23 protein-coding genes are annotated in these 25,941 nt (G+C 56.9%); 9 read left to right on the forward strand and 14 right to left on the reverse strand.

The genetic code is table 11. The annotated features are described in order from the left end of the window. Positions 1–84: 84 nt before the first annotated feature. The 7 genes from VN577_03290 to VN577_03320 form a co-directional block, all read right to left on the reverse strand. On the reverse strand, positions 85–1,059 hold the full coding sequence (locus VN577_03290) for an NmrA/HSCARG family protein (GenBank protein HWR13824.1): 975 nt from the start codon (positions 1,057–1,059) through the stop codon (positions 85–87). A 527-nt stretch (positions 1,060–1,586) separates the two neighbouring features. Further along, positions 1,587–1,751 carry a hypothetical protein gene (locus VN577_03295; GenBank protein HWR13825.1) on the reverse strand — a complete coding sequence of 55 codons (165 nt, stop codon included), beginning with the start codon at positions 1,749–1,751 and terminating at the stop codon, positions 1,587–1,589. A 109-nt stretch (positions 1,752–1,860) separates the two neighbouring features. Further along, on the reverse strand, positions 1,861–3,798 hold the full coding sequence (locus VN577_03300) for an ABC-F family ATP-binding cassette domain-containing protein (GenBank protein HWR13826.1): 1,938 nt from the start codon (positions 3,796–3,798) through the stop codon (positions 1,861–1,863). Positions 3,799–3,809: 11 nt separating this feature from the next. Further along, positions 3,810–4,847 carry an SDR family oxidoreductase gene (locus VN577_03305; protein ID HWR13827.1) on the reverse strand — a complete coding sequence of 346 codons (1,038 nt, stop codon included), beginning with the start codon at positions 4,845–4,847 and terminating at the stop codon, positions 3,810–3,812. Positions 4,848–4,896: 49 nt separating this feature from the next. Then, the gene (locus tag VN577_03310) at positions 4,897–7,416 is read right to left on the reverse strand and encodes an ABC transporter permease (GenBank protein HWR13828.1); all 2,520 of its coding nucleotides are present in this window, start codon (positions 7,414–7,416) and stop codon (positions 4,897–4,899) included. Positions 7,417–7,609: 193 nt separating this feature from the next. Then, positions 7,610–8,806 (reverse strand): pyridoxal phosphate-dependent aminotransferase, encoded by a 1,197-nt coding sequence (locus VN577_03315; GenBank protein ID HWR13829.1) that lies wholly within the window; start codon positions 8,804–8,806, stop codon positions 7,610–7,612. 165 nt (positions 8,807–8,971) lie between these two features. After that, entirely contained in the window at positions 8,972–9,976 is a 1,005-nt protein-coding gene (locus tag VN577_03320) for a glycosyltransferase family 2 protein (protein ID HWR13830.1), read from the reverse strand. Between the two features lie 233 nt (positions 9,977–10,209). On the opposite strand from VN577_03320, the gene VN577_03325 reads away from it, so the two are divergent. Continuing rightward, a complete protein-coding gene (locus tag VN577_03325) occupies positions 10,210–10,644 on the forward strand; it encodes a FecR family protein (GenBank protein ID HWR13831.1) in 435 nt (144 codons plus the stop codon). A gap of 36 nt (positions 10,645–10,680) precedes the next feature. Here the strand turns inward: VN577_03325 and VN577_03330 are convergent, their stop codons facing one another. Further along, positions 10,681–11,946, reverse strand: coding sequence for a hypothetical protein (locus VN577_03330; protein ID HWR13832.1), 1,266 nt, complete (start codon positions 11,944–11,946; stop codon positions 10,681–10,683). A gap of 242 nt (positions 11,947–12,188) precedes the next feature. Here VN577_03330 and VN577_03335 point away from each other — a divergent pair, with 242 nt between their 5' ends. Next, a complete protein-coding gene (locus VN577_03335) occupies positions 12,189–13,925 on the forward strand; it encodes an OmpA family protein (protein ID HWR13833.1) in 1,737 nt (578 codons plus the stop codon). Positions 13,926–14,074: 149 nt separating this feature from the next. Further along, complete coding sequence (locus tag VN577_03340; GenBank protein ID HWR13834.1) at positions 14,075–15,265, forward strand: hypothetical protein; 1,191 nt, start codon at positions 14,075–14,077, stop codon at positions 15,263–15,265. A gap of 51 nt (positions 15,266–15,316) precedes the next feature. Here the strand turns inward: VN577_03340 and VN577_03345 are convergent, their stop codons facing one another. Next, positions 15,317–16,180: a hypothetical protein gene (locus VN577_03345; protein HWR13835.1), complete on the reverse strand. Its 864-nt coding sequence runs from the start codon at positions 16,178–16,180 to the stop codon at positions 15,317–15,319. A gap of 194 nt (positions 16,181–16,374) precedes the next feature. Then, positions 16,375–16,914: a GAF domain-containing protein gene (locus VN577_03350; GenBank protein HWR13836.1), complete on the reverse strand. Its 540-nt coding sequence runs from the start codon at positions 16,912–16,914 to the stop codon at positions 16,375–16,377. 178 nt (positions 16,915–17,092) lie between these two features. On the opposite strand from VN577_03350, the gene bfr reads away from it, so the two are divergent. Beyond that, positions 17,093–17,572, forward strand: a complete 480-nt coding sequence (gene bfr, locus VN577_03355; GenBank protein ID HWR13837.1) for a bacterioferritin — start codon at positions 17,093–17,095, stop codon at positions 17,570–17,572. Here the strand turns inward: bfr and VN577_03360 are convergent. Then, entirely contained in the window at positions 17,569–18,420 is an 852-nt protein-coding gene (locus tag VN577_03360; GenBank protein HWR13838.1) for a neutral zinc metallopeptidase, read from the reverse strand. The genes bfr and VN577_03360 overlap by 4 nt on opposite strands. 735 nt (positions 18,421–19,155) lie before the next feature. Between VN577_03360 and VN577_03365 the strand changes: the two genes are divergently transcribed. Together VN577_03365 and VN577_03370 are read left to right on the forward strand one after the other, a co-directional pair. Next, positions 19,156–19,815, forward strand: coding sequence for a hypothetical protein (locus VN577_03365; protein ID HWR13839.1), 660 nt, complete (start codon positions 19,156–19,158; stop codon positions 19,813–19,815). Continuing rightward, positions 19,812–20,639 (forward strand): hypothetical protein, encoded by an 828-nt coding sequence (locus VN577_03370; protein HWR13840.1) that lies wholly within the window; start codon positions 19,812–19,814, stop codon positions 20,637–20,639. Before VN577_03365 ends, VN577_03370 begins: the two co-directional genes overlap by 4 nt. A 213-nt stretch (positions 20,640–20,852) precedes the next feature. Here the strand turns inward: VN577_03370 and glnA are convergent, their stop codons facing one another. Both glnA and VN577_03380 read right to left on the reverse strand, forming a co-directional pair. Beyond that, positions 20,853–22,265, reverse strand: coding sequence for a type I glutamate--ammonia ligase (gene glnA / locus VN577_03375; GenBank protein HWR13841.1), 1,413 nt, complete (start codon positions 22,263–22,265; stop codon positions 20,853–20,855). A gap of 97 nt (positions 22,266–22,362) precedes the next feature. After that, on the reverse strand, positions 22,363–23,067 hold the full coding sequence (locus tag VN577_03380) for an RNA polymerase sigma factor (GenBank protein ID HWR13842.1): 705 nt from the start codon (positions 23,065–23,067) through the stop codon (positions 22,363–22,365). Between the two features lie 104 nt (positions 23,068–23,171). On the opposite strand from VN577_03380, the gene VN577_03385 reads away from it, so the two are divergent. Together VN577_03385 and VN577_03390 are read left to right on the forward strand one after the other, a co-directional pair. Next, entirely contained in the window at positions 23,172–23,612 is a 441-nt protein-coding gene (locus VN577_03385) for a hypothetical protein (GenBank protein ID HWR13843.1), read from the forward strand. 15 nt (positions 23,613–23,627) lie between these two features. Continuing rightward, entirely contained in the window at positions 23,628–23,960 is a 333-nt protein-coding gene (locus VN577_03390) for a hypothetical protein (GenBank protein ID HWR13844.1), read from the forward strand. Positions 23,961–23,996: 36 nt separating this feature from the next. Here VN577_03390 and VN577_03395 read toward each other — a convergent pair whose 3' ends face one another. Then, positions 23,997–24,515 carry a GNAT family N-acetyltransferase gene (locus VN577_03395; GenBank protein HWR13845.1) on the reverse strand — a complete coding sequence of 173 codons (519 nt, stop codon included), beginning with the start codon at positions 24,513–24,515 and terminating at the stop codon, positions 23,997–23,999. A gap of 231 nt (positions 24,516–24,746) precedes the next feature. Here VN577_03395 and VN577_03400 point away from each other — a divergent pair. Continuing rightward, a partial coding sequence (locus tag VN577_03400; protein HWR13846.1) for a serine/threonine-protein kinase occupies positions 24,747–25,941 on the forward strand: 1,195 nt, incomplete at its 3' end.

The raw sequence follows: 25,941 nt of genomic DNA on the forward strand, positions 1-25,941 counted from the left end.
AATCTCATTTTTCGCTTTCCCAATTCGGAACAAAAGAAAAAGGCCGCCGGCAATCCACCGGCGGCCTCGCCTGACGCTGTGAAATTATGCTGTCGCTTCGGTCTGCTTCAGTTCCAGCGGAATCTGCTGTTTGTGTTTTGCCAACCACTGCTCAAAGGAAAGCAGCTCCGGATTCAGCCTGCGCGAGAACTCCACGCTGCGCGGCCTGCTGAACTCCTCGTTGAAATCGTGCTTGTATTGGAACATGTTCCCCAGGTCGTCCGCCCCCGGAAACCCGAAGCTCCGGTATACATCCGGCGATACAGCGTTGTAGCGTACCGGCACTCCGAGTGCCTTGCTCAAGCCAGCCGCCATCTGCTCGCCCGTGAGATGCTCCCCGGCAATGCCCACCGTTTTACCCACAAACTCCTGGCCGCGTTTGAATATCCCATATGCGCACTTGCCGATATCTTCCGCCGCGATGCCTGGCAGCGGCGTGGAACCCATCGGCAGCGTAATCGCCTGTTTGCCATCCGGGCCCGGCTTCGGACCTAGTCCAAAGTAAATGAAGTTGTCCCAGTAAAACGAAGTCAGCAGGAAGGTCGTCGGCACTCCGGCATCAGTAAAGAAATGATCGGACCCGCCTTTCGAATCGAAATGCGGCACTTTGTAATTGCCCATGAGCGTGGGCATCCGGTTGTCCGAGAGCGGCACCAGCTTTCGCGTGTCCTCCAGCGTGGACCAAATCGCGTGCTTCACTCCCGCCGCTTTCGCCGCCTTCGCCAGGTTCTCGACCTGCGAAATCTCCTTCTCCGGAGAGAAATGCTCCCAGTAATTCGTCAGGCAGAACACGCCATGAGCGCCGCTGAATGCTCTGGTCAGGCTGTCTACGTTATCCAGATCGGCGCTGACTATCTCGGCGCCCAGTTTTGCCAGTTCCTTGGCTTTATCCGACCCCGGATTTCTTGTTATCGCTCGCACCGCAAATTCGCCATTCTTGTCCTTCAGGATGGCCCGCACCAATCCGCCACCCTGCGCACCCGTGGCGCCGGTTACAGCAATAGTCTTTTTATCTGACATCTCAGTTCTCCTTCACAGTCTTCATAGAGGGACTGTACTCAGATTCCCGAACTGCTCGTGAAGATTCACTGTGTAGAAATCTCGCCCTGCAAATCGAAGACCTGCAGCCCGTGTCTTTCAAGCCCTTGTCACATGTCAAGTACCACCGCCGTCACAAATCTGGCCTAAACTATTCAGAACACGCCAAATATATTTCTGGAAAAGTTGGCATGTTACCCCCGCCGAAATTGCTATTCTCTAAACAGTAGCTGGTCCTGACGGCATCTCCGTTAGCGCCAGCTTTTTGTTTTTGCGCTCGAAATGGAAGGCGGCAATGTTAATCAGAAGGTAAACACCATTTCCGCTAACCGGTTCAGCAGCAATACTTTGACTCTAAACCGTTTGAAATCTTTGGTCGGACTAGAAGTCCACATGCAAGTTCCTGATTCTATTGACTCGAAAATAGATCAGGGGGAGGGGTAGGTATTTAAATGGCAAAATTCCGAACTTGTGAACATATTAGGCAAACTGACAACAACCGGTGCGGCTCACCCGCGCTGCGCGGCAAACATTACTGCTACTACCACGAGCGCGTCCATAAAGGCGAAGCAATTGGCGCGGATCATACTTGCCGCATCTTCCCGCTCCTGAACAGTGAGCGTGAAATCAAGATTGCGGCCACCCAGATACTTCATCAGCTCCACCTTCATCACATCAGTCCCGAGGAGGCCAGACTCATGCTTTACGCCGTCCGGCTCGCCAGCAACATCCTCACGCAGCCATTCGATCTCGACGGATATCTCAACTCCAGAAACTGAGAGGCTACACGCTCGCTTCGATCGTCGACGAGACCTCTTCCCACTCTGCCATGGCCTGCTCGAGTTCCTGCTTCATTGACTCTTGCTGCGCCATCAGGCGTTTGGTCTCGTCGGCGCTTACGAACGTCAGGAGCGCGGTTTCGCATTCGGCGATTCCCTGCTCCAGCCTGGAGATGTCGTCTTCCAGTTCCTGCGCCCGGTCCTGCATCTGCTTGAGCTTGATCGGATTGATCCGCTTGGGAGGTGTGGGTGCCCCATCCTTTAGGCCCTCTGTTGGCCGTAAGGGTGGGGTGCGGGAATCCAATTCCGTTAGAAGGTCTCTTGGTGGTGGGCTGTCCACATTTTGTTTCCGCCACATGAAGTCTTCGTACTCGCCCGGGAATACGTCCACCCGGCCGTCGATGACTTCGAAAACTTTCGTCGCCAGGTTATCGATGAAGTATCGATCGTGCGACACAAAGATCACCGTGCCCGTGAACTCCTTCAGCGCGTTCAACAGCACGTCTTTCGCTCGGAGGTCCAGGTGATTCGTAGGCTCGTCCAGCAGCAGGAAGTTCGAGGGGTGCAGCAGCATTCGCGCCAGCGCATAGCGGTTGCGCTCGCCGCCCGACAGCACTCCGATCGGCTTGAACACGTCGTCGCCGCTGAACAGGAAACATCCGAGCAGGTTGCGCAGCTCGGTCGTGCTCGCCAGCGGCGCAACCGTTTCCAGGTCTTCGAGCACGCGACTGGAAGTATTGAGTTCCTTGTACTGGTCCTGCGCGAAGTAGTCGGGCTCCACGTTGTGCCCAAGTTGCAGTGTTCCGCTCGTTGGCCGCTCAACGCCCGACAACAGCTTGATCAGCGTGGATTTTCCGGCGCCGTTCACACCCACAAGTGCGATGCGGTCTCCGCGCTCGATCGTAAAGTTCACACCGCTGAAGACGTGCTTTTCTCCATAGCTCTTCGCGACATCTTCGAACTGCGCCACCAGTCTTCCACTCGGCTGCGGCTGCGGAAACTTGAAGTGGATCGCCTCTTCTTCGTTCGGGATTTCGATCCGCTCGATCTTCTCGAGTTCCTTGATTCGGCTCTGAACTTGCTTCGCTTTCGAAGCCTTGTAGCGGAAGCGATTGATGAACGATTCGAGATGCTCGATGTGCTCGCGCTGGTTCTTGTACGCCGCGAGCAATTGGTCGCGCCGTTCTGTCTTCTGCTTCAGGAACTGATCGTAGTTGCCCGGATAGAAATGAACGCCCTTGTTCCATATCTCGACGATCTTCTTCACCGTGACATCGAGGAAATAGCGGTCGTGCGAGATCAGGACGTACGCGCCCGGATACTCGGTAAGATATCCTTCCAGCCAGTTGCGCGACTCCAGATCCAGGTGGTTCGTCGGTTCGTCCAGCAGCAGCAGGTTCGGCTTCTGAAGCAGCAGTTTCGCCAATGCGATGCGCATCTGCCAGCCGCCGCTGAACTCCTCTGTCCGTCTAGCCCAGTCTTCTTTGCGGAAGCCAAGGCCTTGCAGGACCGCTCCGACCTGCGACTCGATCGCGTACCCATCGCGTGCCTGAAATTGGTTCTCCAGTTGATGGAACCGCTCCGCAACCTGCGTGTAGTCGTCGCTCTCATGGTCCAACTCCGACATTCGATGCGTGAGCGCTTCCATCTCTTCTTCCATCGCCTTCACGTCGTCGAACACGGACATGCACTCGGCGAACACCGAACGACCGGAAAGCGTCAGCCCATCTTGCGGAAGATATCCTGCGGAAGTTCCCTTCGTGATCGCCATCGAGCCGTAGTCGAGCGACTCGATTCCAGCCAGCACCTTCAGCAAAGTGGATTTGCCGGTACCATTCGCGCCGACCAACCCCACGCGGTCGCGCGACGTGATCAGCCAGTCCAGGCCGTCAAACAGCAATTTGGGGCCGAACCGCTTGCCGGCCGCGGAAAGTTGGATCATGCACTCCTATTTTACGCGGCCTTGCGGGTCCATTCCCTCACCATCTCCTGGCGTAGCTTTGCCCTCCTCCATCCAAGCGCCAACGCAGTCGCTCCAATTGCTCCGCCGATCAACCAGTCGCGGTTCATGTCCACCCACAACTGCAGACTCCACTTCGCCGACCGCTGTCCAAACGTCCCATGCCAGCCGTGATCCTGCTTGTCATCCAATGGTTCCCAGACATTATTCGGACGTCCCGGATCTTCTGGCTGGTCCAGTTGTTGCGACTCGTATCCTGTCTTCCCTAGATACTTGTCCAACGCTCCCGGAATGAACTTCTGTCCAATGATCGCCTCGACCGTCGAATGGCCGACCCACACTTCGCGACGCCGGTGATGCGCGGCCCAACACACCGCCTTCGCGGCAACTTCGGGCTGGTAAATAGGCGGAACCGGTTGCGCCTTTCGTTGCAGGCGGCTCTTCACCCATCCGAACTGAGTGGTGTTCATCGCCGGAAGATGGACCGCGGTCACGTGGACATTGCTCTTGTCGTGGATGAGTTCGCAGCGCAGCGAGTCCGTGAATCCGGAGATGGCATGCTTCGCGGCGCAGTAAGCGGATTGCAGTGGAATACTTCGATATGCCAGCGCCGAACCAACCTGCACGATCGTTCCGTGGTCGCGCGACAGCATGGTCTTGAGAGCCGCCAGCGTGCCGTAAACGTAGCCCAAATAAGTGACATTGGTGACGCGCTGGTAGTCATCCGGTGTCATCTCTTTGATCGGCGAGAACACCGACGCCATTGCGACATTCACCCAAACGTCAATCGGGCCGAACTTCTCCTCTACCTTCTTCGCGGCGTCGAACACCTGCTTCGGGTCGGCAACGTCCGTCGGTATCGCGATCGCCTTCCCACCCAACCGTTCGACTTCGCGCTTCGCGCCGGCAAGTCCCGCGCGGCCGCGCGCCACCAAGCCGATGCAAGCACCACGCTTCGCAAACTCGTGCGCCACAGCCCTTCCCACCCCGGCGGACGCACCTGTCACTACCACAACTTCCTGACCCATCATTGGCTCCTGCTGATTACGATGCAGGCTGCCAACGATAGGAAGTCAGCGGCTACTCGTAGCGAAGCACGTCGGCAGGATCAACCCTGATGGCGTTCATCGCAGGCAGCAGGCTAGCCATCACCGCCACACTCGCCAGGATCAGCATCGACCCGATGAGCGACAGCGGATCTCCCGCACCAACCTCGTACAAGACGGTCTTCATCGCGTGCCCGCTGAGCAACGCAATGGGCACTCCGATCGCCACACCGGTCATGGCCAGAATCATCGCCCGCTTGACGATCCCCCCAAGAATCTGGGACCGCTGCGCACCTAAAGCCAGTCGGATGCCAATCTCCTTGGTTCGCTGCACCACCATGTACGACATCAAGCCATACAGTCCGACCGCCGCCAGCACCAGCGCCAGCACGCCGAACATACCCGAAAGCCTTGCCAGCATCGACTCCTTGAACACCTCGCGGCTCGCGAGTTCATCGATCGTCTGCACTCCAACGACTGGCAGCCCGGGCGCGATTTCCTTCATGCGTTGCCGAACAGCGTCCGTAACCGCGCTCGGATCTCCGACGGTGCGAATCTCAAAGTTCAATATGGATATCGGGCTAATATTGTTGACCGCCATCGGCAAGTAGAACCGTCGCTCCACTTTGTCGCGAACGCTGTGGTCGCGTACATCCTTCACCACGCCCACAATTTCAAAAACGCGCTTAGTGCCGTCGTCTGCGGGAACGGTGATCTTGTGACCGATCGGATTCCTATTCCGGAAATAGAAGTTGGCGAAGGATTCATTCACGATCGTCACAGGCGTTTTGCCTTCGTTATCGCGCTCATCGAAATCCCTGCCGAGTAGAAAACGTGCTCCGATCGTCTTGAAATAGCCAGCGCCAATGTTGTCGAAAGCGGCCTGCCGATCCGCATCTCCGTTCGCGGCAAACCCTTCGGCATCCATGGAAGTTCCAGATTCAGTTCCACTGAAGAGACCGTTCTCGGAAACGGCAGCCTGCTCTACGCCCGGAATCAACTTAATTGCCTGCGGAAGATCCTTGGCCATCTGTTTCAGACGGTCCTGGTCGTATCCCACGACCATTGGGTCGGTCTTCATCACAATCAGACGCTCACGTGGATAGCCGAGATCAACGTCCTGCAGGTTGTAGAGGCTGCGAACGAGCAGGCCTGCCGCTGTGATCACCAGCATCGACACCGCGAACTGCGCGGCGATCAGTAGATTGCCCACGGTGAAGACGCCTCTGGATCCGTGAGCGGCGGACACGCGATTTGTCTGCCCGAGGATTTGCGTCAACTCGATTTTCGATGCCCGCAATGCCGGCACCAATCCAAACAGGAGTCCGGTGATGAGGCAAAGGGCTGCGGCGAACGCGAGCACATATCCATCTGGAGCGGTGTCGATGGCGATGCTGCTGAATCGCTGCGTCACCCATCGCAGCAAGAGGCGCGTTCCCCACTGGGCTACGGCAAGCCCGGCAAGACCGCCGATAAATGCCAGGAGTACGCTCTCGGTAATCAGTTGGCGGATTACACGCCAGGGCTTCGCGCCAATCGCTACCCGCAACGCAATCTCCCGCGTCCGTGACGATGATCTCGCCAGCAGCATGTTTGAGATATTCGTGCAGGCCATGACGAGCACCAGGCCGACAATGATCATCAGTAGCACCATCGGCCGCATCAACGCACTGCGCGAGGCCGAGAACCCTCGAAGCCCACTCTCCACCCTGATGTTTTCCTTCGGGATGTCGTCGAGATCCTGCTTCGAGAGCTTCGCAGCGTAATCACCCTTAAGCATCTGCCGGAATTTCACATTGACGGCTGCCGCAGCCTGTTCGCGTGAAACACCCGGCTTCAGACGTGCCATTACCTGGAGCCACGAGATTCTGGGATCCTTCGTCCAGTCCGTGCCAGACACCAGTTGCGGTTGCATGCTCATCGGTATCCAGACGTCTTGCGATTCGGCTGAGATTTCGCCATCGAATCCTTCGCGAGCCACACCGATGATCGTCACCGGATAGTTGCTCATGCGCACGGTTCTCCCGACAACCGAAGGATCTCCCGCGAACTGTCGAAGCCAGTAGTTGTGGCTGATGACCGCCACCGGAGTGGGATTGTTCATGTCTGCTTCAGCGTCGCCGAAGAAGCGCCCAATCGCCGGAGTCACACCGAGAGTCGAGAAATACTTGCCAGTTACGAAGCGACCGCGCGCGGGTTTTCCGGGATCGTTGGACTCGGTGGCCACCGTCAACCGGCGGATATCGCCCGCCGCATAGGCGCTGGAAAATACCTCCGGAACATCGGACAAACCGGCATACAGCAGGTACGAGAAAACTTCGACACGCGGAGTGCCCGCGCTTCGGCCGTGCACATGGTTGGGGTCACCAAGGATGACAAGCGATTGAGGATCGGATACCGGCATCGGCCGCAGGAGGACGGCGTTGACGATCGTAAAAATGGCGGTGTTCGCGCCAATGGCAAGCGCCAAGGTGACGACCGCTACAATCGTGAACCCCTTGTTCTTCAACAAGGTCCGAAATCCGAACTTCAGGTCTTGCCGCAACGTGTCCATGAATTCTCCCGTTCGTAGTCTACCCACAAACTTAGCAATCGGAAGACACTTGCCGGGCCTTGTAAGCGATTGAAAAATCGTGGTGTAGCACCCAAAGTGGCTCGCGTTTTGTGCGTTGATGGGACTAAGTGTTCGGAATCGAACACGAAAAAAGCGCCGGTTCGGAACCGGCGCTTGGGACAACGGCAGAGTACTACAAGTTCTTGTTCACCCACTCCTCGACGCGATCCAGAGCCTTATTGATGTTCTCCATCGAGTTGGCAATCGAGAAGCGCAGGTATCCTTCGCCAAATGCGCCGAAGGCAGTGCCGGACAGCGCTGCGACTCCGGCTTGATCGAGCAGTGCGTCAGCCAGTTTCTTCGACGGCCACCCGGTTTTCTGGATGTTCGGGAACATGTAGAAGGCGCCCTTCGGCTTTAAGCAGGAGAAGCCCTTGATCCGGTTGATGCGCTCATGGAACGCATCGCGGCGGCGCATGAACTCCTTATTCATCTTGTCGACCGAAGACTGATCGCCTTTCAGCGCTTCGATGCCCGCGACTTGAGTGAAACTCGCGGTGCAGGAGTTCGAGTTCGTCATCAGTCGCGAGATGTGCTGGGCAAGGTCGGTGCGCATGACGCCATAGCCCATGCGCCATCCCGTCATCGCGTACGTCTTGGAGAAGCCATCAAGCAGGATGGTCCGCTCCTTCCAATCCGGCAGCGACATGATCGAATGATGTTCGCCTTCAAACAGCAAACGGCTGTAGATCTCGTCGGCGAGCACCATGATGTCGCGGTCGCCTATGGCGTCGGCAATCGCCTTGATGTCCTGCTTCTCAAGGACACCGCCGGTCGGATTCTGCGGCGAGTTGATAATGATGAGCTTCGTTTTGTCGGTAATGAGCGACTTCAGCTCATTCACGTCTAGCCGGAACTGGAGTTCTTCTCTCAACTGAATCGGCACGGCCTTGGCACCGACGAAGTTGATCATCGACTCGTAAATCGGGAATCCGGGATTCGGATAGATAACCTCGTCGCCGACATCGGCGAGAGCGAGGATGGAGTAGAAGATGATCGGCTTCCCACCGGGAACCACGACCACTTCGTCGGCAGTCGCCTTCACCCTGCGCGTGTCACTGACGTAGTTCGCGATCGTCTCGCGAAGGTCCGGCAGGCCGGCGGACGGCCCGTAGTGGGTCCATCCGCTGTGCAGTGCTTTGCTGGCGGCTTCAATGATGTTGGCTGGGGTGTCGAAGTCAGGCTCACCGATTTCAAGGTGAACGATGTCACGGCCCTGGCGCTCGAGGGCGCGGGCGCGGACCAGTACTTCGAACGCGGTCTCTGTACCCAGGCGCGACATCCGCTGGGCGAGGTGTAGTTCGTGCGTCACTTTTTCCATAAGAGGCATTTTGAAGCCCGCCTATTATAAGCATTTGCGCATAGGCGCATAAGTTCAGCTTTGAGTCTGAACTGCCATGTCAACAAATGCTGTGACGCAAATCACGCGAGTTTTGCTGGTGTTAGGGCGATTTTCCCAGGTTGGACCCGAAACCCGAAGATGGCCCAAGCGACGTTATTCCGTAACGTTCTCTTCGTGCTTGGCCCTGAACACGCGTTCCACTGAGTACGACGCCTGGGGCACCACCTGGTGGTAGTGCCGGACGTGCATTTCCCCGAGCAAGCCGATTGCGAGTAACTGAACTCCGGCGATGATCATCACGCCCGCAAACAGCATCAACGGCCCGTGTGCCTGGACGACGTCGAACTGGAAGTTGAGGATCTTACGAGCGGCCAGCCACAGTCCTATGCCGCCACCGAGCAGGATTCCGAGAACGCCGATTCGCCCGAAGAAGTGCAACGGACGTTGAAGATACTTCAGCAGGAACCGAATGGTGATGAGATCGAAGAACACCCGGATCGTGCGACCGATTCCGTAATGCGAAGCTCCCTTTTCACGGTTGACGTTCTTGATCGGGATCTCGCAGATCGATGCCCCGACTGAAGATGCCAGCGCCGGAATGAACCGGTGCATCTCGCCGTAAAGAGGAACCTGCGACAGCACGTCGCGGCGATAGGCTTTGAACGTGGTACCGAAGTCGTGAATATCCACGCCGCTAAGCTTGGCCATCGCCCAGTTCGCAGCCCTCGACGGGATGCGGCGCAACCAGAGATTATCGATGCGGACCTTGCGCCAACCGCTGACCACGTCGTAGCCCTCGTGGATCTTCTCAACGAAGAGCGGAATGTCAGCCGGATCATGCTGAAGGTCGCCATCCATCGCGATGACGTATTCGCCCCTGGCGTGATCGAATCCGGCGGCGAGCGCCGATGTCTGGCCGAAATTACGGCGAAGCTTCACCAGCGTGACGCGGCTGTCTACCAGCGCAATCTGGCTCAGCAACTCGAACGTATGATCCTTGCTGCCGTCATCAACAAACACCAGTTCGAACGATTCCCCGGTGCCCTCCATGACGGCCTTCAGGCGGTCGTAGAGCTCGGTGACACTATCTTCTTCGTTGTGGAAAGGGACTACGATGGAGTACTTCAGCACCAGATGATTATAAACGCGCGAGCACATCTTGCTCTAAGCGCTTCCCAGTAACCCTGAACATTCGATATAGTTTGGGCACTATAAGGCATGTGGGGTGCCCGTTGGGTCAATTGAGTTTTCTGTCGCTGGTTTGCTGTGTATTTCTGTCTTCCACTGCTTTGCTTGCCGAGACGCCCGTGGGTGCCGTGAAATCGGTTCGCTTGAACGCCTTTGTGGAACGCGGTTCGAACGAAACACCGGTTGAATGGCGACACCAGTTTGTGTCTGGTGACACAATCCGAACCGATGCGAATGGGCGGATGAGTCTGACGGTTGGCAACTCCACCGTCTCACTGGGAGAGTCGACCGAACTGCGGATACTGGGCTCCGATCGACTTCAACTGCTCCGTGGCAGCATGCGGATGTCGACAGGCCCGAAGGTGGAAGTGGAAACGACACACGGCATCGTTTCGGCCGAGAAGGCCGATGTTGCCGTTCAGGTCAGCGAGACGGGAACACAGGTCGTCTGCATCGAAGGCCTCGCGGCATTGCGGAACTCAACCGGGCAGACGGAGTCGTGCCTGTCAGGTGAGTTGCTTGTAATGCGGCCCGGTACGGCTCCACGCCAGGCACAGTTGGCGGATTTCAGAACAGTCGCGCTTTGGAAGAACATCACCGATCCGGATCAAGCCCCCGAGTTTCAGCCATTCCCGTAAGAAGATGGGGCGTTTAAGCAAACGCCCCTGCATGCTTCAGAATTGGACCATCGCCGGGTCTTCCAGAGCGGTCGACACACCGGTTGATCCCACGTTCGTCAGCTTCCCTGACGAAGCATCACGTCTCAACACGGTGACGCTCCCCTGCACCGAACTCACGGTGTTGTTCACCACGAACACGTAGTCGCTCTGAACAAGTGGCCGATTGCCGCGCACGTCGGAAGGCATATCGAGGACCTGCACCTGGGTGAGTGTTCCGTCGCTTCCGAGCGAGTAGACGATCACGCTCTCCTGGTTTGGCACGGCTTCTTCATTCGTCAGCAGGTACAGGAACTTCCCTGAAGGATCGAAGTCCATGTACTTGGCGGTGCGGTTCTCGGTGGAAGCAGGCAAACCCACTGAGGTTAGCGTTCCACCAGAGCCGATCGCATACAAGTTGATCACGCTGTTGTTCATGCCTGCGGTGGCAGCAAGAAACTTGCCCGAGGGATCCGCCGCAAGCGCGGAGGGGATGTTCGCACCCGTGAGCGTAATGGCATCTGCAGGCGTACCGAGCGAGCCATCAGCCGCCAGCGGAATGCGCCTGATGATCGGCGTTTGAAATCCGTCCTTCGGATTTCCGTTCTGGACTCCAACGAAGGCGAAGTTTCCGGCCAAAGCAAAGCCGAAGACTACGTCTCCCACTAACTGGGAATTCAGCAACGAAGGATTGCCGTTGTTCGTCGCAATGGCGTACACGGAACTCTGAGAAACGACGTAGAGGGTCTGACCGGAGGGAGACGTCTTCATCATCCGAACGTCGGTGGCTGCGGTGCCGCCGCTCCCTAGAACCGCCGAACCCGATTTTGTCAGGTTCCCAGTCCCCTGGTCGGCGCGGTAGGCAAGTACCTGTGTATCGCTCGAACTCGGAGTATTGGTCGAGTAGACAACACTGCCTTGCGACGCGAGGACACCGCTGAGCGCTGTACCTGCCACAAGCGAAGAGTCCGAAATCTTCGTCAGCGATCCTGACGTCGGATCAAAACGGAAACCAAAAATGCTGCCTTGATCGATGTATGCCCCGACGTACAGGTATCTCGAGGAGGAACTTGATCCACCACCGGAACCGCCGCTGCCACCGGAGTTTCCTCCGTTGCCTCCAGAGTTTCCGTTATTCGAGCCGCCCGGATTCGGATTTCCGGTGTTTGCACCTGTGTTGTTGGAATTGTTGCTGCCGCCGCAACCGATGAAATTCAGTATCGCGAGTAGCGCAAGGAACGCGAGAACCGGTCGCAACCGGAGATGACGCATGATCATAGCCAAACCTCACTCCCCAACGGGGTGCTGCTCTCTACGATGTGCAGATACTCGCGGCGGTTCGCTCCGGCTTCCCACACTTTCAGACTGGGATGAATTTCAAAGGAAGTTGCCCGTGGGCACCTATCGACGGAGTTCATTGAATCAAGTCATGTGCTTACGAATACGGGTCAACCCTAACTCCTTTCGGGCTATCTACTAGGAGGTACGGCGCATAACTTAATCGTTTAAAGAACAAAGGTGCCCCAATGCTGAAGCAGCGGATGCTTGCTCCCGTCTTCGCGCTGGCGCTCACGCTGCCCGTGTGCGCTCAGGACGTAAACAATAACCAGACACCTCAACCCGTCAACGATGCTCCTCTCGTGTATCGGGTGAACGTGGTGGAACGCGCGGCTCGGGCCGTCGATTACCGGCACCGAGGGAATGTTGACCTGCGGATTCTCGGAACTGACCTCATGCCGGATGCGGTGGGCTCGGCCGAAGTAAGGCCGCAGGCTGGGCGTATCAAGATCAATGCCAAGTTCGATCGTCTGAAGCCGCCCAGCACATTCGGTCCGCAATACCTGACCTACGTGCTTTGGGCGCTTACGCCCGAAGGCCGTCCGGTGAACCTCGGCGAAGTCGTACTCGACGGCAAAGATGACCATGACGCGAAGCTACAGGTCACCACGAACCTGCAGGCCTTCGGAATGATTGTTACCGCCGAACCGTACTACTCGGTTACTCGGCCCAGCAATGTGGTCGTGATGGAGAACCTGGTCGGCAAAGATAATGACGTGAATATCGAGCCGATCACGACTCACTACGAGGCCCTGGACCGCGCGGAATACATTTCCGATATCAAGCCGGCAGAGCTTCCCTCTGCCAAAGCAGATCCTGATGTTCCTCAGAACTTGCTTCAGGCCCGAAATGCCGTGGCGATTGCCAAGGCAGCCGGCGCCGAACGGTACGCCGCGAGCGCAATGCAAAGCGCAGAGGATCTGTTGAACGGTGCTGAAAACGACTACCGTCGCGACCACGACAGCAAGGACATTGCTACTCAGTCGCGCATGGCTGCCCAGCGCGCCGAGGACGCCAGGGTTATCGCTATCCGGACGAGGCTGCGGGAACAAGCCGCCGCAGAGCGTGCGGAGACTTTGCGCCGGGAACAGCAAGCCCGCGAAGAGGCGAAAGCCGAACAACTCCGCGCGCAGGAAGCTCAGCTCCAGGCACAGCGTGAGCAGGAACAGCGCCGCCAGGCTGAGCAGGAACGCTTGGCTGCGGAGCGTGCTCGATCTGAAGCAGAGTTGGCAGCGCAGCGAGCCGCGACGGAGCGTCAGCAGGCCGAACAGGCCCGTCAGGAAGCTCTGCAGCAACAGCAACTCTTAGCGCAGCAGGCGGAGCAGGCTCGACTTCAGGCGCAGCAGGCGGAGGATGCCCGTCGGCAGGCCGAGCTTCAGGCGCAGCAAACCCGCGAACGCCTGATGACACAGCTCAATTCCGTGCTGCAGACGCGTGAAACTGCGCGCGGTCTGATCGTGAATATGTCGGACGTCCTGTTCGACCTGGACAAGGCCACTCTGAAACCTGGTGCTCGCGAGCGACTGGCCAAGGTGGCGGGCATCGTGATGGCCTACCCCGATCTCAAGCTGGACGTAGGTGGCTTCACCGACAGCACCGGAACCGACAGCTATAACCAGAAGCTGTCGGAAGATCGCGCTAACACCGTACGAGCATTCCTGGTCAGCCAGGGGGTTCCTGCGGAGAACATCACCTCGCAGGGATTTGGTGAATCGCAGCCGATCGCCTCGAACGATAACGCCGCGGGACGCCAGCTTAACCGTCGCGTGGAACTGTTGGTTTCCGGCGAGGCAATCGGAAGGACGAATCAGCAACAGCCGTTCAACGGCAACACTGAACCAGCGGCTTCGACTTCCGGCACAACTCCGACGCCCAGCACTCAGCCACAACAACCCGCGATTGCCTCGCCTTCGACCCCACGCTAGAAGCGAAGACAATCCGCGAACGCTAAGGCCGGTCTCGGCATGAGATCGGCCTTTTTTTTTACCTAAGTAAAGAATGCGCCGAGTCTCTGCCCAACCTGGACCAAGCCCATTTCATCCATTGTTAAGCAAGCTAAAAAGTTGAGGGCCCGATGTTCACGGGACGCGTTCCGCTCCTATCGTTTCTCTTTCTCACAACTCTTCTTCTCGTTTCGTGCGGCGGAAACGGCAATTCCTCAACTGGCTCGAACGGATCTCCAGTCAGTCCCGGCACTTCGAATCCAGGCGGATCAAACGACGGAGGATCGGATTCTGGCGGCACTGCCGTCTCGGCACCGGAACACACTGCGTTTCTCTACGGAACTTCGGGCGAGACGATTCTGGGAGCGAAGGTCGATGGCGCGGGACGCATCACCGCAGTCGATATGCCGTTCGATTCCGTTTCCGGCAATACCGGATGGTTTCCGGGTACCGGCGGATTGATCTCTTCCATCGCCACTGACCCGCAAGGCCGGTTTGTCTACGCGCTCTCGGTACAGACTTCTTCGTTTGGAATGCCGATCGGTCAGAACGGTCTCAGTGAATTTACGGTGGACCGCAACTCCGGTGCGCTCACGCTCGTAGGCTCGCCGTATAGCTTGCAAAATCGTGGTGGTGAAATCGCTATCACCGCCGATGGGCTCAAACTGTTGCTACTCGTGAATGACACGATGTCCGTGTACAGCATTGACCAATCTTCTGGCGCGCTGAACCTGCTGAAGACGAATGCCGCTTTGAGCGGGCATCTACGCACAAGTTGGACCGGTCAGTTCGCCTTCGTAGATACAGACAGTGGTCCGCTGGTCGCTTACCGTATTGAGGCAGATGGCAGCACCAGTGAAGTCAGCCGTGTCGAAGTGCAGAACCGCGGCCAACTCTTCGTCAGCTACTCCGGCAAGTATGTCTACTCTTCCGGGGACGAGGGAATCACCGTTGTCGCCGTCGATTCGAATGGATATCTCAACATCACTCAACCGAACTTCTCCGGGTTCCACATGGTCGCAACCACCCGCGATGACCGTTTTGCGTATCTTGGCACCAGCGACTTTCAAACCGGCACCGGACGTATGCTGGCCTTTACGCTTGACCCCGCCAGTGGCGCTATCGAAAACACCGTTGGTGCTCCGGTTCTCTGGCAAGCGGGAGCATTTCCCTTCGAAGTGCTAACCGACTTCGACGGCAAGAACCTTTACGTTGCCAGCGCCGGCAGCGACTTCCAAACCTTCACAGTGAATTCGGACGGCTCGCTCGGCACTCCGGATGTCGAGAACTTCAGAGTTCAGTTCTTCGAAATGCTGCCGTAAAAGAAAAAGCCATCCTGTTCGGAATGGCCTCTTCGCTAAGCGAAATTTCGATTACTTGTTGTTGATCGTCAGCGGCTGTTCGAGACGGAACTCCAGCAGCGTTTCGCTGGGGACGTTCACCTTGTCGCCCTTCGTCATCACCTGGATGGTCGTTCCGGCTCCCGCGCCCACGCCCGCACCGATCGCGGCACCTTTACCACCGCCTGCGATGGCACCGATAATCGCGCCGAGTGCCGCTCCACCAGCAGCCTTCTTCGCCGTGCCCGCGGTCCGTGAGTCGCCTTTCAGCTCATATTCGCCGGTCACGAGCGGAATCCGCTGCTGATTCAGAACCATCTCTACCAACTCAAGCCGCAATTCCGGCGTGCCGCTGAGCTTGCCGGCATCTTTGGCTTGGCTCAGGCGTCCATAAACGTCTGTGCCGCGAGGAGCAATTACAACGCCGTCGAGCATAAGCGGTTCCTGCAAGGTCGCCTGGAAGCGGTCGCCAATCTGGTTCTTCTCGCTATCGATGGCGTCGATGGTTCGGACATTCAGATAGGTTCCAGCCGGAATAGTTACAAACCGTGTCGAGGCTGCTGATTTCAGCGATGCCTGTTCAACGGCGCCGGAAGTATCCGAAGGCTCAGGGGTGAGCTTAATGCGCGTTGGCGTGGCCGGAGGTTTGGCGACGGGAGCCGCAGTGGCAGGCGCAACTTTGGCCACCGGAACAGGAAGGGGCTCGAATGTCAGCATCTTGATATCGGCGACGTTGTATCTCTGGGTGGAAGTCCCTACCTGAAAGGTAACAGTAGTCTCGTCGCCTCCCATGTATTTGCCTTTGATGAGGCTGCCGTTCTTCAACTCCAGTGAGTCCGCCCAGGCGGCCGATGCCACCAGCAATCCCATGGTCATCAGAGCTAACGGTTTACGCATGAATCCTCCTATGAATGTACTCGCCGTGGCGCGGACGAACGAATGCCTTACAGTTCCCTTACATTCTTAAACCAGAATAGCCCGATAGAGTTGCGGTGGGTAGTTGCGCTGGCAGGATCAGCTGTGGATTTCCCGACGACAAGACACGCCTCTCCCCTTCGCCCTCAGTGCACTTCAAACTGGAAAATTGGAGGCTAGCTGCTTCTCGCGCCGTTGGCGGTCGCGGTTGCCGACTGGTTGGTGCCACGCGCGAGCGCAAAAGCAATCAGCTTCGCGAACACCGATTGCCTCTCGAGGTCGTAAACCGTCGGGCTGAAGCGATGCTGGAAATGCGAGGCCAGCGATCCCAGGCACTTGCCGTTTGCGTCGAGTACCGGAACGGAGAACGCCGATCTCATGCCGGCGTTCTGTGCCGCCTCCCGGCAATCGACAAAGAGGGGGTCAGTCCACATGTCCTGTACGATCCAGGGGATCTTGTGCAATGCGGCGCGACCACAACACTGGGTTCCAATGGGAACTTCGGAGCATCCGGAAAGATAGTCTTCGGGAAGGTTGTGAAGCACGAAGGGAGTCAGGACTCCGCGTGTGTCGTCGAGCAGATAAAGAGAACCCATGTTCGTCCCAACGCTGGACGACGCCGCTTCCACCAGGCCCCGAATCACTGCATTCACATCGGCCGAATTTGCCACATGCTGCATGCCGGCCAGAAGAAACTTCGTATCTTGAGACTGCACAAACTCACTATAGCTGAGTTCCTTGCCTTAAACACTGGTGTTAAGAAACAAATTTTGTAACTTAACTCCAAAGGTACCATTTTTACGCAGAGTTGTTACGAATTGAACCGTGATGGAGGCCCTTTCACGGAAACAGCCGCTCATTTATCCTGCTTTGCTGTCTTCAACTGGAGAATTCATGAGAGGCAATCAGAACGTCATCAACGAACTCAACGCCGCCCTTAGCTCTGAGTTAAGCGCAATCGCCCAGTACATGGTCCAGGCCGAGATGTGCGCCAACTGGGGTTACGGACGCCTCGCCGCCCTCACCAAGAAGCGCGCTATCGAAGAGATGCATCACGCAGAACACCTGATCGAGCGCATTCTCTTCCTCGATGGCATGCCCGGTGTGGACGTCACGCTGAAACCCAAGATTGGCACCAGTGTGCAGGAGCACCTGCAACTCGATCTCGAAGACGAACTCGATGCAGCGCGCCAGTACAACAACGCTGTCAACATTTGCAAGGAAGCGAACGACGCCGGCACGCGCGAGTTGTTCGAGCACATGATCGAGGACGAGGAGCGCCACGCCGATTTCCTGGAAGCCCAGTTACACGACATCAAGGAAATGGGCATTGCCAACTACCTCAGCCAACAGATGGCGGGCGAGGGGTCCTAGCGCGAAGAGTTGAACGTATCGCAGGCTTCCAGGCGCCCGCTCTGGAAGCCTTGCTTGAACCAGTACGCACGCTGCTCGGAACTGCCGTGGGTGAACGAATCGGGAGAAACGCCACGCCCGGACATCTTCTGGATCCGGTCGTCGCCGATCGCGGCCGCGGCATTCAATGCTTCATCCACGTCACCCGCCTCAAGGATGTTCCGCTGCTCCGTCGAGTGTCCCCAGATTCCCGCGAAACAATCGGCCTGTAATTCCATGCGGACCGACAGCGCGTTTCTCGACGAAGGGTTCTGCTGCATCGCAGCCCTGACCTTCCGCTCGATCCCCAGCACGTTCTGCACGTGATGCCCGATCTCATGCGCCAGCACATAAGCTTGCGCGAAGTCACCCGACGCATCGAAGCGCTGTTTCAGTTCGTCGTAAAAGCTCAGGTCGATGTAAGCCTTCTGGTCACCCGGACAATAGAACGGGCCGCTCGCCGACTCGGCAACGCCGCACGCCGACTGAACAGCGTCACGAAACAGCACCAGCTTCGCCCGCGGATAGTCCACTCCTCGTTCGGCGAGGATGCCAGTCCAGGTCTTCTGCGCGTCATCGAGCACGAACGATACGAATTGCACCTGCGGTTCTTCAGCAGGATCGTCGACGGGGTTTGACTGGGTTGTGGGCGCCCCCGCCTGATCGGTGCTCAGTAGCGTGAAAAAGTTCTTTTTGAAGACGAAACTGAGCAGCAGCAAAATGACGATGCCGCCCAACCCTAGGCCTCCGCCCATGCGGAGTCCGCCCATACCGCCACCGCCCCGGCGGTCCTCGATGTCAGAACTGCGTCCACCCGGTGACCATCGCATGACGTGCTTAGATGCCTCCCTGGAAATGCGGGAAACAGTGTAGCGCCGGAAGGGCAGGACAAGAAGTCGCGTCTTCGCGGGAACCTTACTCCGCTTTTGGTGTCTGATCTGGTATGAAGTCGGTGCTCTTCGCCTGCGTTTTCGCTCTGGCTGAATTGCACGGACAGACAGGGTTCAATTAGGCGAAAGTATGCCAAAATCGTGGGACTACGGAATGAAACTAGGGAAAAAGTTCAGCGCGATAAAAGAAGGAACCTGCCAGCAGGAGTGCGATATCTGCCGCTCCACCTGTGCCGCCAAGCCTAGTCCTTGCGCACGCTGGATCAACCACCCGCCAAACGGGCACGTGTGCCTCAATCATGCACAACATCTTATCCAAGTCGATGGTGAAAAACTGTAGCTTTAATGCGGTATCTTGTACGTGCCAGCTGCGCTATTGAACACCTCACAAATGCTCTAGCAGCCTCATGACGGTCACCTGCTTCCTCTCATCGATAGACTGCCATGCCAAGCGTCGGACCCAAACGGAATGTGTCCTCTTCAACAATGGGCGCAACTGACGAGCGTCATTACAGCACAAACGAAATTGCAGAAATGTGAAATTACAGAGGACAGTGATTCGGACAACTCAATTCCCAATTCGGAACAGGCACCGAAGAAAACCGAAAATAGCCGTTTGTCTATTACAATTGCGGCGCCATCAGCTATACACAGCGTTAATCATGGAGGCCATTTGTGAACATTGACGAATTCAAAGCTCAGGTTAAAGACATCGCGGAGTTGTCGGCAACTGTTCCCGAACCTTTTCGGGAGAAATGCTTCGAAGTTTTATTGCAGCATCTGATTCGGCAAGCTGATTCTGATTGGGATTCTGCTCGGGGATCACGTGAGGTGAAGAAACGGGTTGAAACCGCCGAAGAAGATGCTGGCAACGAATCGGGGGGAAACGCAGAAACACCCGATGCTTCTGAACCAGTTAGTTCCGAGGCTGTGCTGAGGCTTAACTCAGCATTGAGAGTGTTTATGAGACGCACTAAGGTGACGCAGGCTGATATTGAAAAGGTCGTGATGGTCGAAGGAAACCAAGTCTATTTCTTGAAAGAACCGACAACGAGCAAAGTGGCGCAAGGCCAACTCGAGTGGTCGCTTTTAACGGCTCTTAAGAATGGAATCTTGAGAGGATCGTTCACGGCCGACGCAGAGGAAATTCGCTCGATTTGCCAAGAGAAAGGATTCTACGATCAAGGCAATTTTGCAGCCATCTTCAAAAGAGACAGGATGAAAGGGCTTTTCAAAGCTCCACTTGAAAAGCAAGGAGACCCGCAACCGCTAACCAACGACGGCCTCGATGCACTTGGAAATTTGCTTAAGGAACTTGGCGGAAGTTCTGAATGAAAACCGAACTAATAGAGAAATTGAATGTATTTGAACGAGACCTGCGCAGGCTGAGGAAACTCGTACAGGAACAACCAGGGACTCAAGTCAGCAGACAGGCTCCGCGAGCGTTGGCAGAGCACATCGCCGACTTCTGGGTGGAGGAACTCCGAAGTCCTCTGGAGCACAGGATCAAACTACCTGCCGAGGTTATTGAAAGCACTTCCCTCTCAATGAAACGGTTGCACGTCCTAAGTCGTCCCAACAACGCCAAGAAGTCCTACGAAGATACCGTCCGAGCCGTCCTAAAAGACTTTAAGAACAAGTTTGTTCTACCTATTCAACAGCTAAGCACAAACATCAATGCAAAACCTGATTTATCAAAACTTGTTAAGACTCTCATCAACCCAGAAGAATCCGCATATTTAAAGGAAGGAGTCGACTGTGCAAACGCAGGATTTAATCGAGCTGCTATTGTTTTGGGCTGGTGTTCAGCTATCGACCGAGTTCGCCGAAAGATTCAACTTGAAGGGTTCGCAAAGTTCAATTCCACGTCGACCTCCATCAAGAATCAAACCTCCGGGAAGAGAAAACGGTGGAATAAGGAATTTAAGATCGCTAGCACAGCTGAACTCCAGACCGTTTTCGATGAAGATCTAATCATAGTTTCGGAGGGGATGGGACTCTTGGACGGAAATCAGGCTGATCGGCTAATCGAAGTAGATTTCCAATACAGGAATCACAGTGCACATCCAGGGGATGCCCCAATTGAAGATCCGCATGTAGTCGCATTCTTCACGGATGTTTGCACGATCATTCTTAACAATCCCAAGTTCAAAGTGTAATTCGGAGGAACTATGGCACGAATCCAGATCGAAAAGGTAGTAGACCATCTCAGAACTGACATTCGGCCACTCTTTGGTCGCGGCAGTTAAGGAGAGACCCCCAACGCCGACATCGACGCCTATTCTCTATACCGTGCGTTCCATCGTGCTGTACGCAGGAAGTGCAGGCAGTGGGAAGCAGTTCCCGATCATTTGGAGATATTTAGTTAGGGGTCAAATGTCGTAGTACAGGGCGAACTCGTACGGGTGCGGTCTCTGCCGCATGGCGTTCACTTCCTTGTCGCGCTTGTAGTCGATGTACGTCCGCAGTAACTCCTCCGTGAACACGTCGCCTTTCAGCAGGAATAAGTGATCACGCTCGAGTTCGTCTAGAGCATCTTCAAGCGATCCGGGCATCGACGGAACCTTCGCCAGTTCCTCCGGGCCGAGATCATAGATGTCCTTATCGAGCGGCTGCCCCGGATCGATCTTGTTCTCCACGCCATCCAGTCCGGCCATCATCATGGCTGCAAACGCCAGGTAGGGATTACAGCTGGGGTCCGGCGGACGGAACTCCACACGCTTCGACTTCGGCGAGGCTGAATACATCGGGATACGGCATGCGGCCGAACGGTTCCGGCGCGAATAGGCCAGGTTCACCGGAGCCTCAAACCCCGGTACGAGCCGCTTGTAGCTGTTCGTGGTTGGAGCGATCAGCGCCGACAATGCCGGCCCGTGCTTGATCAGTCCGCCGATGTAGTAGAGCGCCAACTGCGACAGCCCGGCGTATCCGTCACCCGCAAAGAGGGGCTTGCCGCCCTTCCATAGCGATTGGTGACAGTGCATCCCGGAACCATTGTCTTGGAACAAGGGCTTCGGCATGAAAGTCACTGTCTTTCCATGACGATACGCGACATTCCTCACGATGTACTTGTAGAGCATCATGTGGTCTGCCGCCGTGCCCATCTTGTCGAACTTCAGGTCGATTTCGGCCTGTCCGCCGGTCGCAACCTCGTGGTGATGGCACTCCACCTCAAGCCCGCAGCGCTCCATCGTCAGCGCCATCTCGGTGCGGAGGTCCTGGTAGTGGTCGGTCGGAGGAACCGGGAAATAGCCTTCCTTGTAGCGCGGCCGATACCCCAAGTTCCCTTCCTTCCGGCCTGAGTTCCAGCGGCCCTCCTCGGCGTCAATGAAGTAAAAGCCGTGGTTCTCGCGCTGGTCGAAACGAATGTTATCGAAGATGAAGAACTCGGCCTCTGCCCCGAAGTACACCGTGTCGGCGATGCCGGTGGAGGCCAGGTACATTTCGGCCTTCTTCACAATGTAGCGAGGATCCCGGTCGTACTTTTGCTTCGTCACCGGATCGATCACGTCGGCGATCATCACCAGCGTGGGGACTTCGGTGAAAGGATCCATCATGTACCACGCCGGGTCTGGCATCAGGAGCATGTCCGACTCATGGATCGCAGCCCAACCGCGGATCGAAGAGCCGTCCATACCGAAGCCGTCCTCGAATGAGGATTCGTCAAACTGGTCGATGGGATACGAAACGTGATGCCAAAGTCCGGGAAGATCGGTGAAACGCAGGTCGAGTAACTTCGCGCCGTTCTTTTTCGCAAACTCCAGGACGGTCTTTGGATCGGCCATGATGCTCCTATCAATGCAGGGTTGGGCTACATTGCACGATAGAAGCCGGGCGGCGCGAGTGGAAATTGAATGTTTTTATCGGGGGTATAGCCAGTCTTTATTCCCGAACTGAACCTGCCGGCTCCGGTTGCGAAATACGCGCCAGCACGGCGGCGGCAACACGATCGCAGCGCGGAGCGAGGAACTGGAAGGCCGAGGCACTGGTAGCACCCACGCGCGTAAACAGCTCTTTGCGCAACATCCCCCGCGCACGATGCAGCCTGACTTTCACCACGTCCTCCGTCAATCCCAGCGCCGAGGCCGCTTCCGCTGTGGTCATCTCCTCCACATCACGCAACATAAGAACTGTTCTGTAAGGATAGGGCATGGACAGGATAGCCTGTTCGAGCAGCGCTCGCGTTTCAGTGGACGACATATTCTCCTCGGGGTTCGCCTGCGCGGAACTGAATGCAGGTAAATATTGGCGGTCCTCTTCGACTTCATCCAGGGGTTCCGTGCGATTGGCTTTCTCCAGCCTGGCGAGCGCCTCATGAATGGCAATCTTCGTCACCCACGTTCGGAAAGAGGCCCTGTGTTCGAACTTGCCGAGGCTGCGGAATGCCCGGACGTAGGCTTCCTGCATTACGTCTTCGGCGTCGGTGTCCTGACGCAGGACGGCCCGAACCGCCCTGTAAACGCGCTGGTTGTAGCGCCGCATCAGCAACTCGTAGAGCGCGGTTTCGCCCGCCAGCACTCGCTCGATTACCTGATCGTCGGTAAGTTCTGCCGCTTCAGCGTTCTTTGTTGCCACTGAGTCCGTCATATCTCTTTCCACCCATTATGGAGCCCACAACGGCGGAAAAGGTTACAGGAAATCGGGGTGTAACCAATCGGCTGGCTGGGGGCTCAATAGGTTGGAGGAGAGATATGAGTTTCGATCCGCGTTTGAACCATGCCTGGTGGGTACTCAAGATCGGCCTTGGACTGGCCCCGATCCTCGCCGGACTCGACAAGTTCACCAATATTCTCGCGAACTGGGAGATGTACCTGAACCCACTCGCGCCGCGTATTCTCCACGTTCAGCCGACGACCTTTATGCACGTGGTCGGTGTCATTGAGATCGTGGCCGGCATCATCGTGCTAAGCCAGTTCACCCGCTACGGTGCCTACCTCGTGATGGCCTGGCTTATCGGCATTGCCCTGAATTTAGTCACCCAGGGGATGTTTTTCGACATCGCAGTTCGCGACATAGAAATGTCGCTTGGCGCCTTCGCCCTTGCCAAACTGACAGAAGCACGCGAAGCTGTCTCATACCTTTCGGGGACCAGGACCACCCCGCGCCCGGTGGAGACCCGTTCCATCGCATAGATGTGGAGGACAAAAATGAAGAAACTGCTTCTCGTTGCGGTCGTGCTTTTCACCACTGCCGCGTTCTGTTCCACGTGGTCCAACGTGACTCTCGTGGACACCATGTGCGCAAAGAAGGTGGCGGCCAATCCTGACGCTCACGCCCGCGATTGCGCTATGGGTTGCGGCGGCAAGTCCGGATTCGGCATCGTCACCAGCGACCAGAAATTCCTGAAGTTCGACGACAGCGGCAACCAGCAGGCCATGGCGCTATTGAAGTCGAGCGACAAGAAGGACCACCTGCGCGTCACCGTCGATGGCGAAGAGAAAGACGGCACGATCCAGGTGAAATCGGTGAAGTTCGACTAACTTCTGTGCGCAGCTCTGGTCGACAGGGCTGCGCCTTTACCTCACCCCCACCTTCTCGCTTCTCCGCTCCACCAGCACCGTGTCTCGCCACAACCCATTCAGCTTCGCGATGTGCTTTCTTCTTCCTACTTGGCGGAATCCGCACGCCTCGCACATCTTCAGGCTTTGATGATTCTCCGGAAACAAGCTGCCTTGTAATGTCCAGATGCCCGCCTCTTCCGATACGCGGATCGTTTCGCGCAGCAGCGTTCTGCCGATTCCCTGCCGTTGCGCCGAGCCAGCCACGTACACACTCACTTCGGCCACGCCGCGATAGCACTCGCGCGGAGACACCGGCCTCAACGCCGCCCATCCGAGCACGCCTTCTTCGCCGCGAGCCACGAGTCGCCCGAGCTTAAGGTGTGCCGCGCCCCACTCTTCCCACGAGGGCGCGTCCATCTCAAACGTGGAGTTTCCGCCGTGAATTTCTTCCAGGTAAATCGACCTGACTGCCAGCCAGTCGTTCGCCGACATCGTGTCAACCTTCAACATCGCTTTCAAGGCCGTCGCCGCCATGGCGAAAGCTTATTCCGATTGCCCGCAAAAATGTGATGGATAGTATCTATGGTCGCGATAACCCCTCTTTATCACTACGCTTCATCTGCGCCGTCCCACGCTTGACCCGTCCGGAACCGGAGTACATAATTTCGCAGCTTGGGAGCCGCTGACATTCGTGTCGGCTGTCCGCGTCTGGTCGGGTGCGCGGAAAAAATCGAACCATCCAATTTCATCGTCCAGGAGCAATTCATGACCGAGAACACCCCAACCACAATGGGAGACTATGCAGTTCTGGGAGTGCTGGGCGCCGGCGGCATGGGTCGCGTGTACAAGGTTCGTAACGTCATCACCGATCGTGTAGAAGCCATCAAGGTCCTGCTGCCCGATCTTCAGGGTCACGAAGAAGTCGCCGCCCGCTTCCTGCGCGAAATCAAGCTGGTTGCCGGGTTGACGCATCCCAACATCGCCGGACTCCATACCGCGCTCACTATCAACAACCAGTTGGTGATGGTGATGGAGTACGTGGAAGGCGAGCCGCTCTCGGCCCGGTTGGCGGCAGGTGCCCTTCCCGTCCCTGACGCACTGAACTACATCGAGCAGGTCCTGAACGCCCTGAGCTACGCGCACGAAAAGAAGATCATCCATCGCGACATCAAGCCCGCGAACATGATGCTCACACCCCAGGGAATCATAAAGCTGATGGATTTCGGCATCGCGCGTACCGACAGCGAACCGGCCAAGCTCACTGCCACCGGCACCACACTCGGTTCCATCAATTACATGTCACCTGAGCAGGTGAAGGGATCTCCCGTTGATGAGCGCTCCGATATCTACTCGGTCGGAATCTCGCTTTACGAGATGGTCACTGGCGAAAAGCCCTTCCACGGCGACAGCAATTTCTCGATCATGGCGGCCCATATCAACCAGGCGCCCACTCCGCCCATCGACCTTCATCCGGATCTGCCTCCCGGATTGAACGAGATCATCCTGACGGCTATCGCCAAAGCTCCGGAGGAGCGGTTCCAGTCGGCGGAGGCCTTTTCCAACGCGATTCGCAGTGTTCTCAATTCCGTGCAGGACTCGCGGACCATGGTGCAGGGATCCATGAATACGGTCATTGCCGATACGGCTGCGCGTGCGCAACTTGCACCCACGGCACCCATCACCGCGCGATCCACGATTCCCGTTGCCAGGCCCATGCCAGTCGCAGTCGCTCCTATGCCCGCAGCACAGCCGAGCAGCCACCGTGGTCTATACATCTCGCTAGGTGCCCTCATCGTCTTAGTCGCGCTGCTCGCGGCGGGACTCTACATGCCGTCACGGAAGAAAACTTCCGCGGCCGGAGAACCCTCCTCCCAGCCTCCGGCACAAGTTGCCCAGCCTGTTACGCCCACGAGCGAGGCGCCGGTTGCCGCTGCCCCAGTCGAAACCACGCCTCCTGTCG

The sequence above is a fragment of the Terriglobales bacterium genome (assembly GCA_035561515.1).
In the GTDB taxonomy this organism is placed as follows: Bacteria; Acidobacteriota; Terriglobia; order Terriglobales; family Acidobacteriaceae; genus DATMXP01.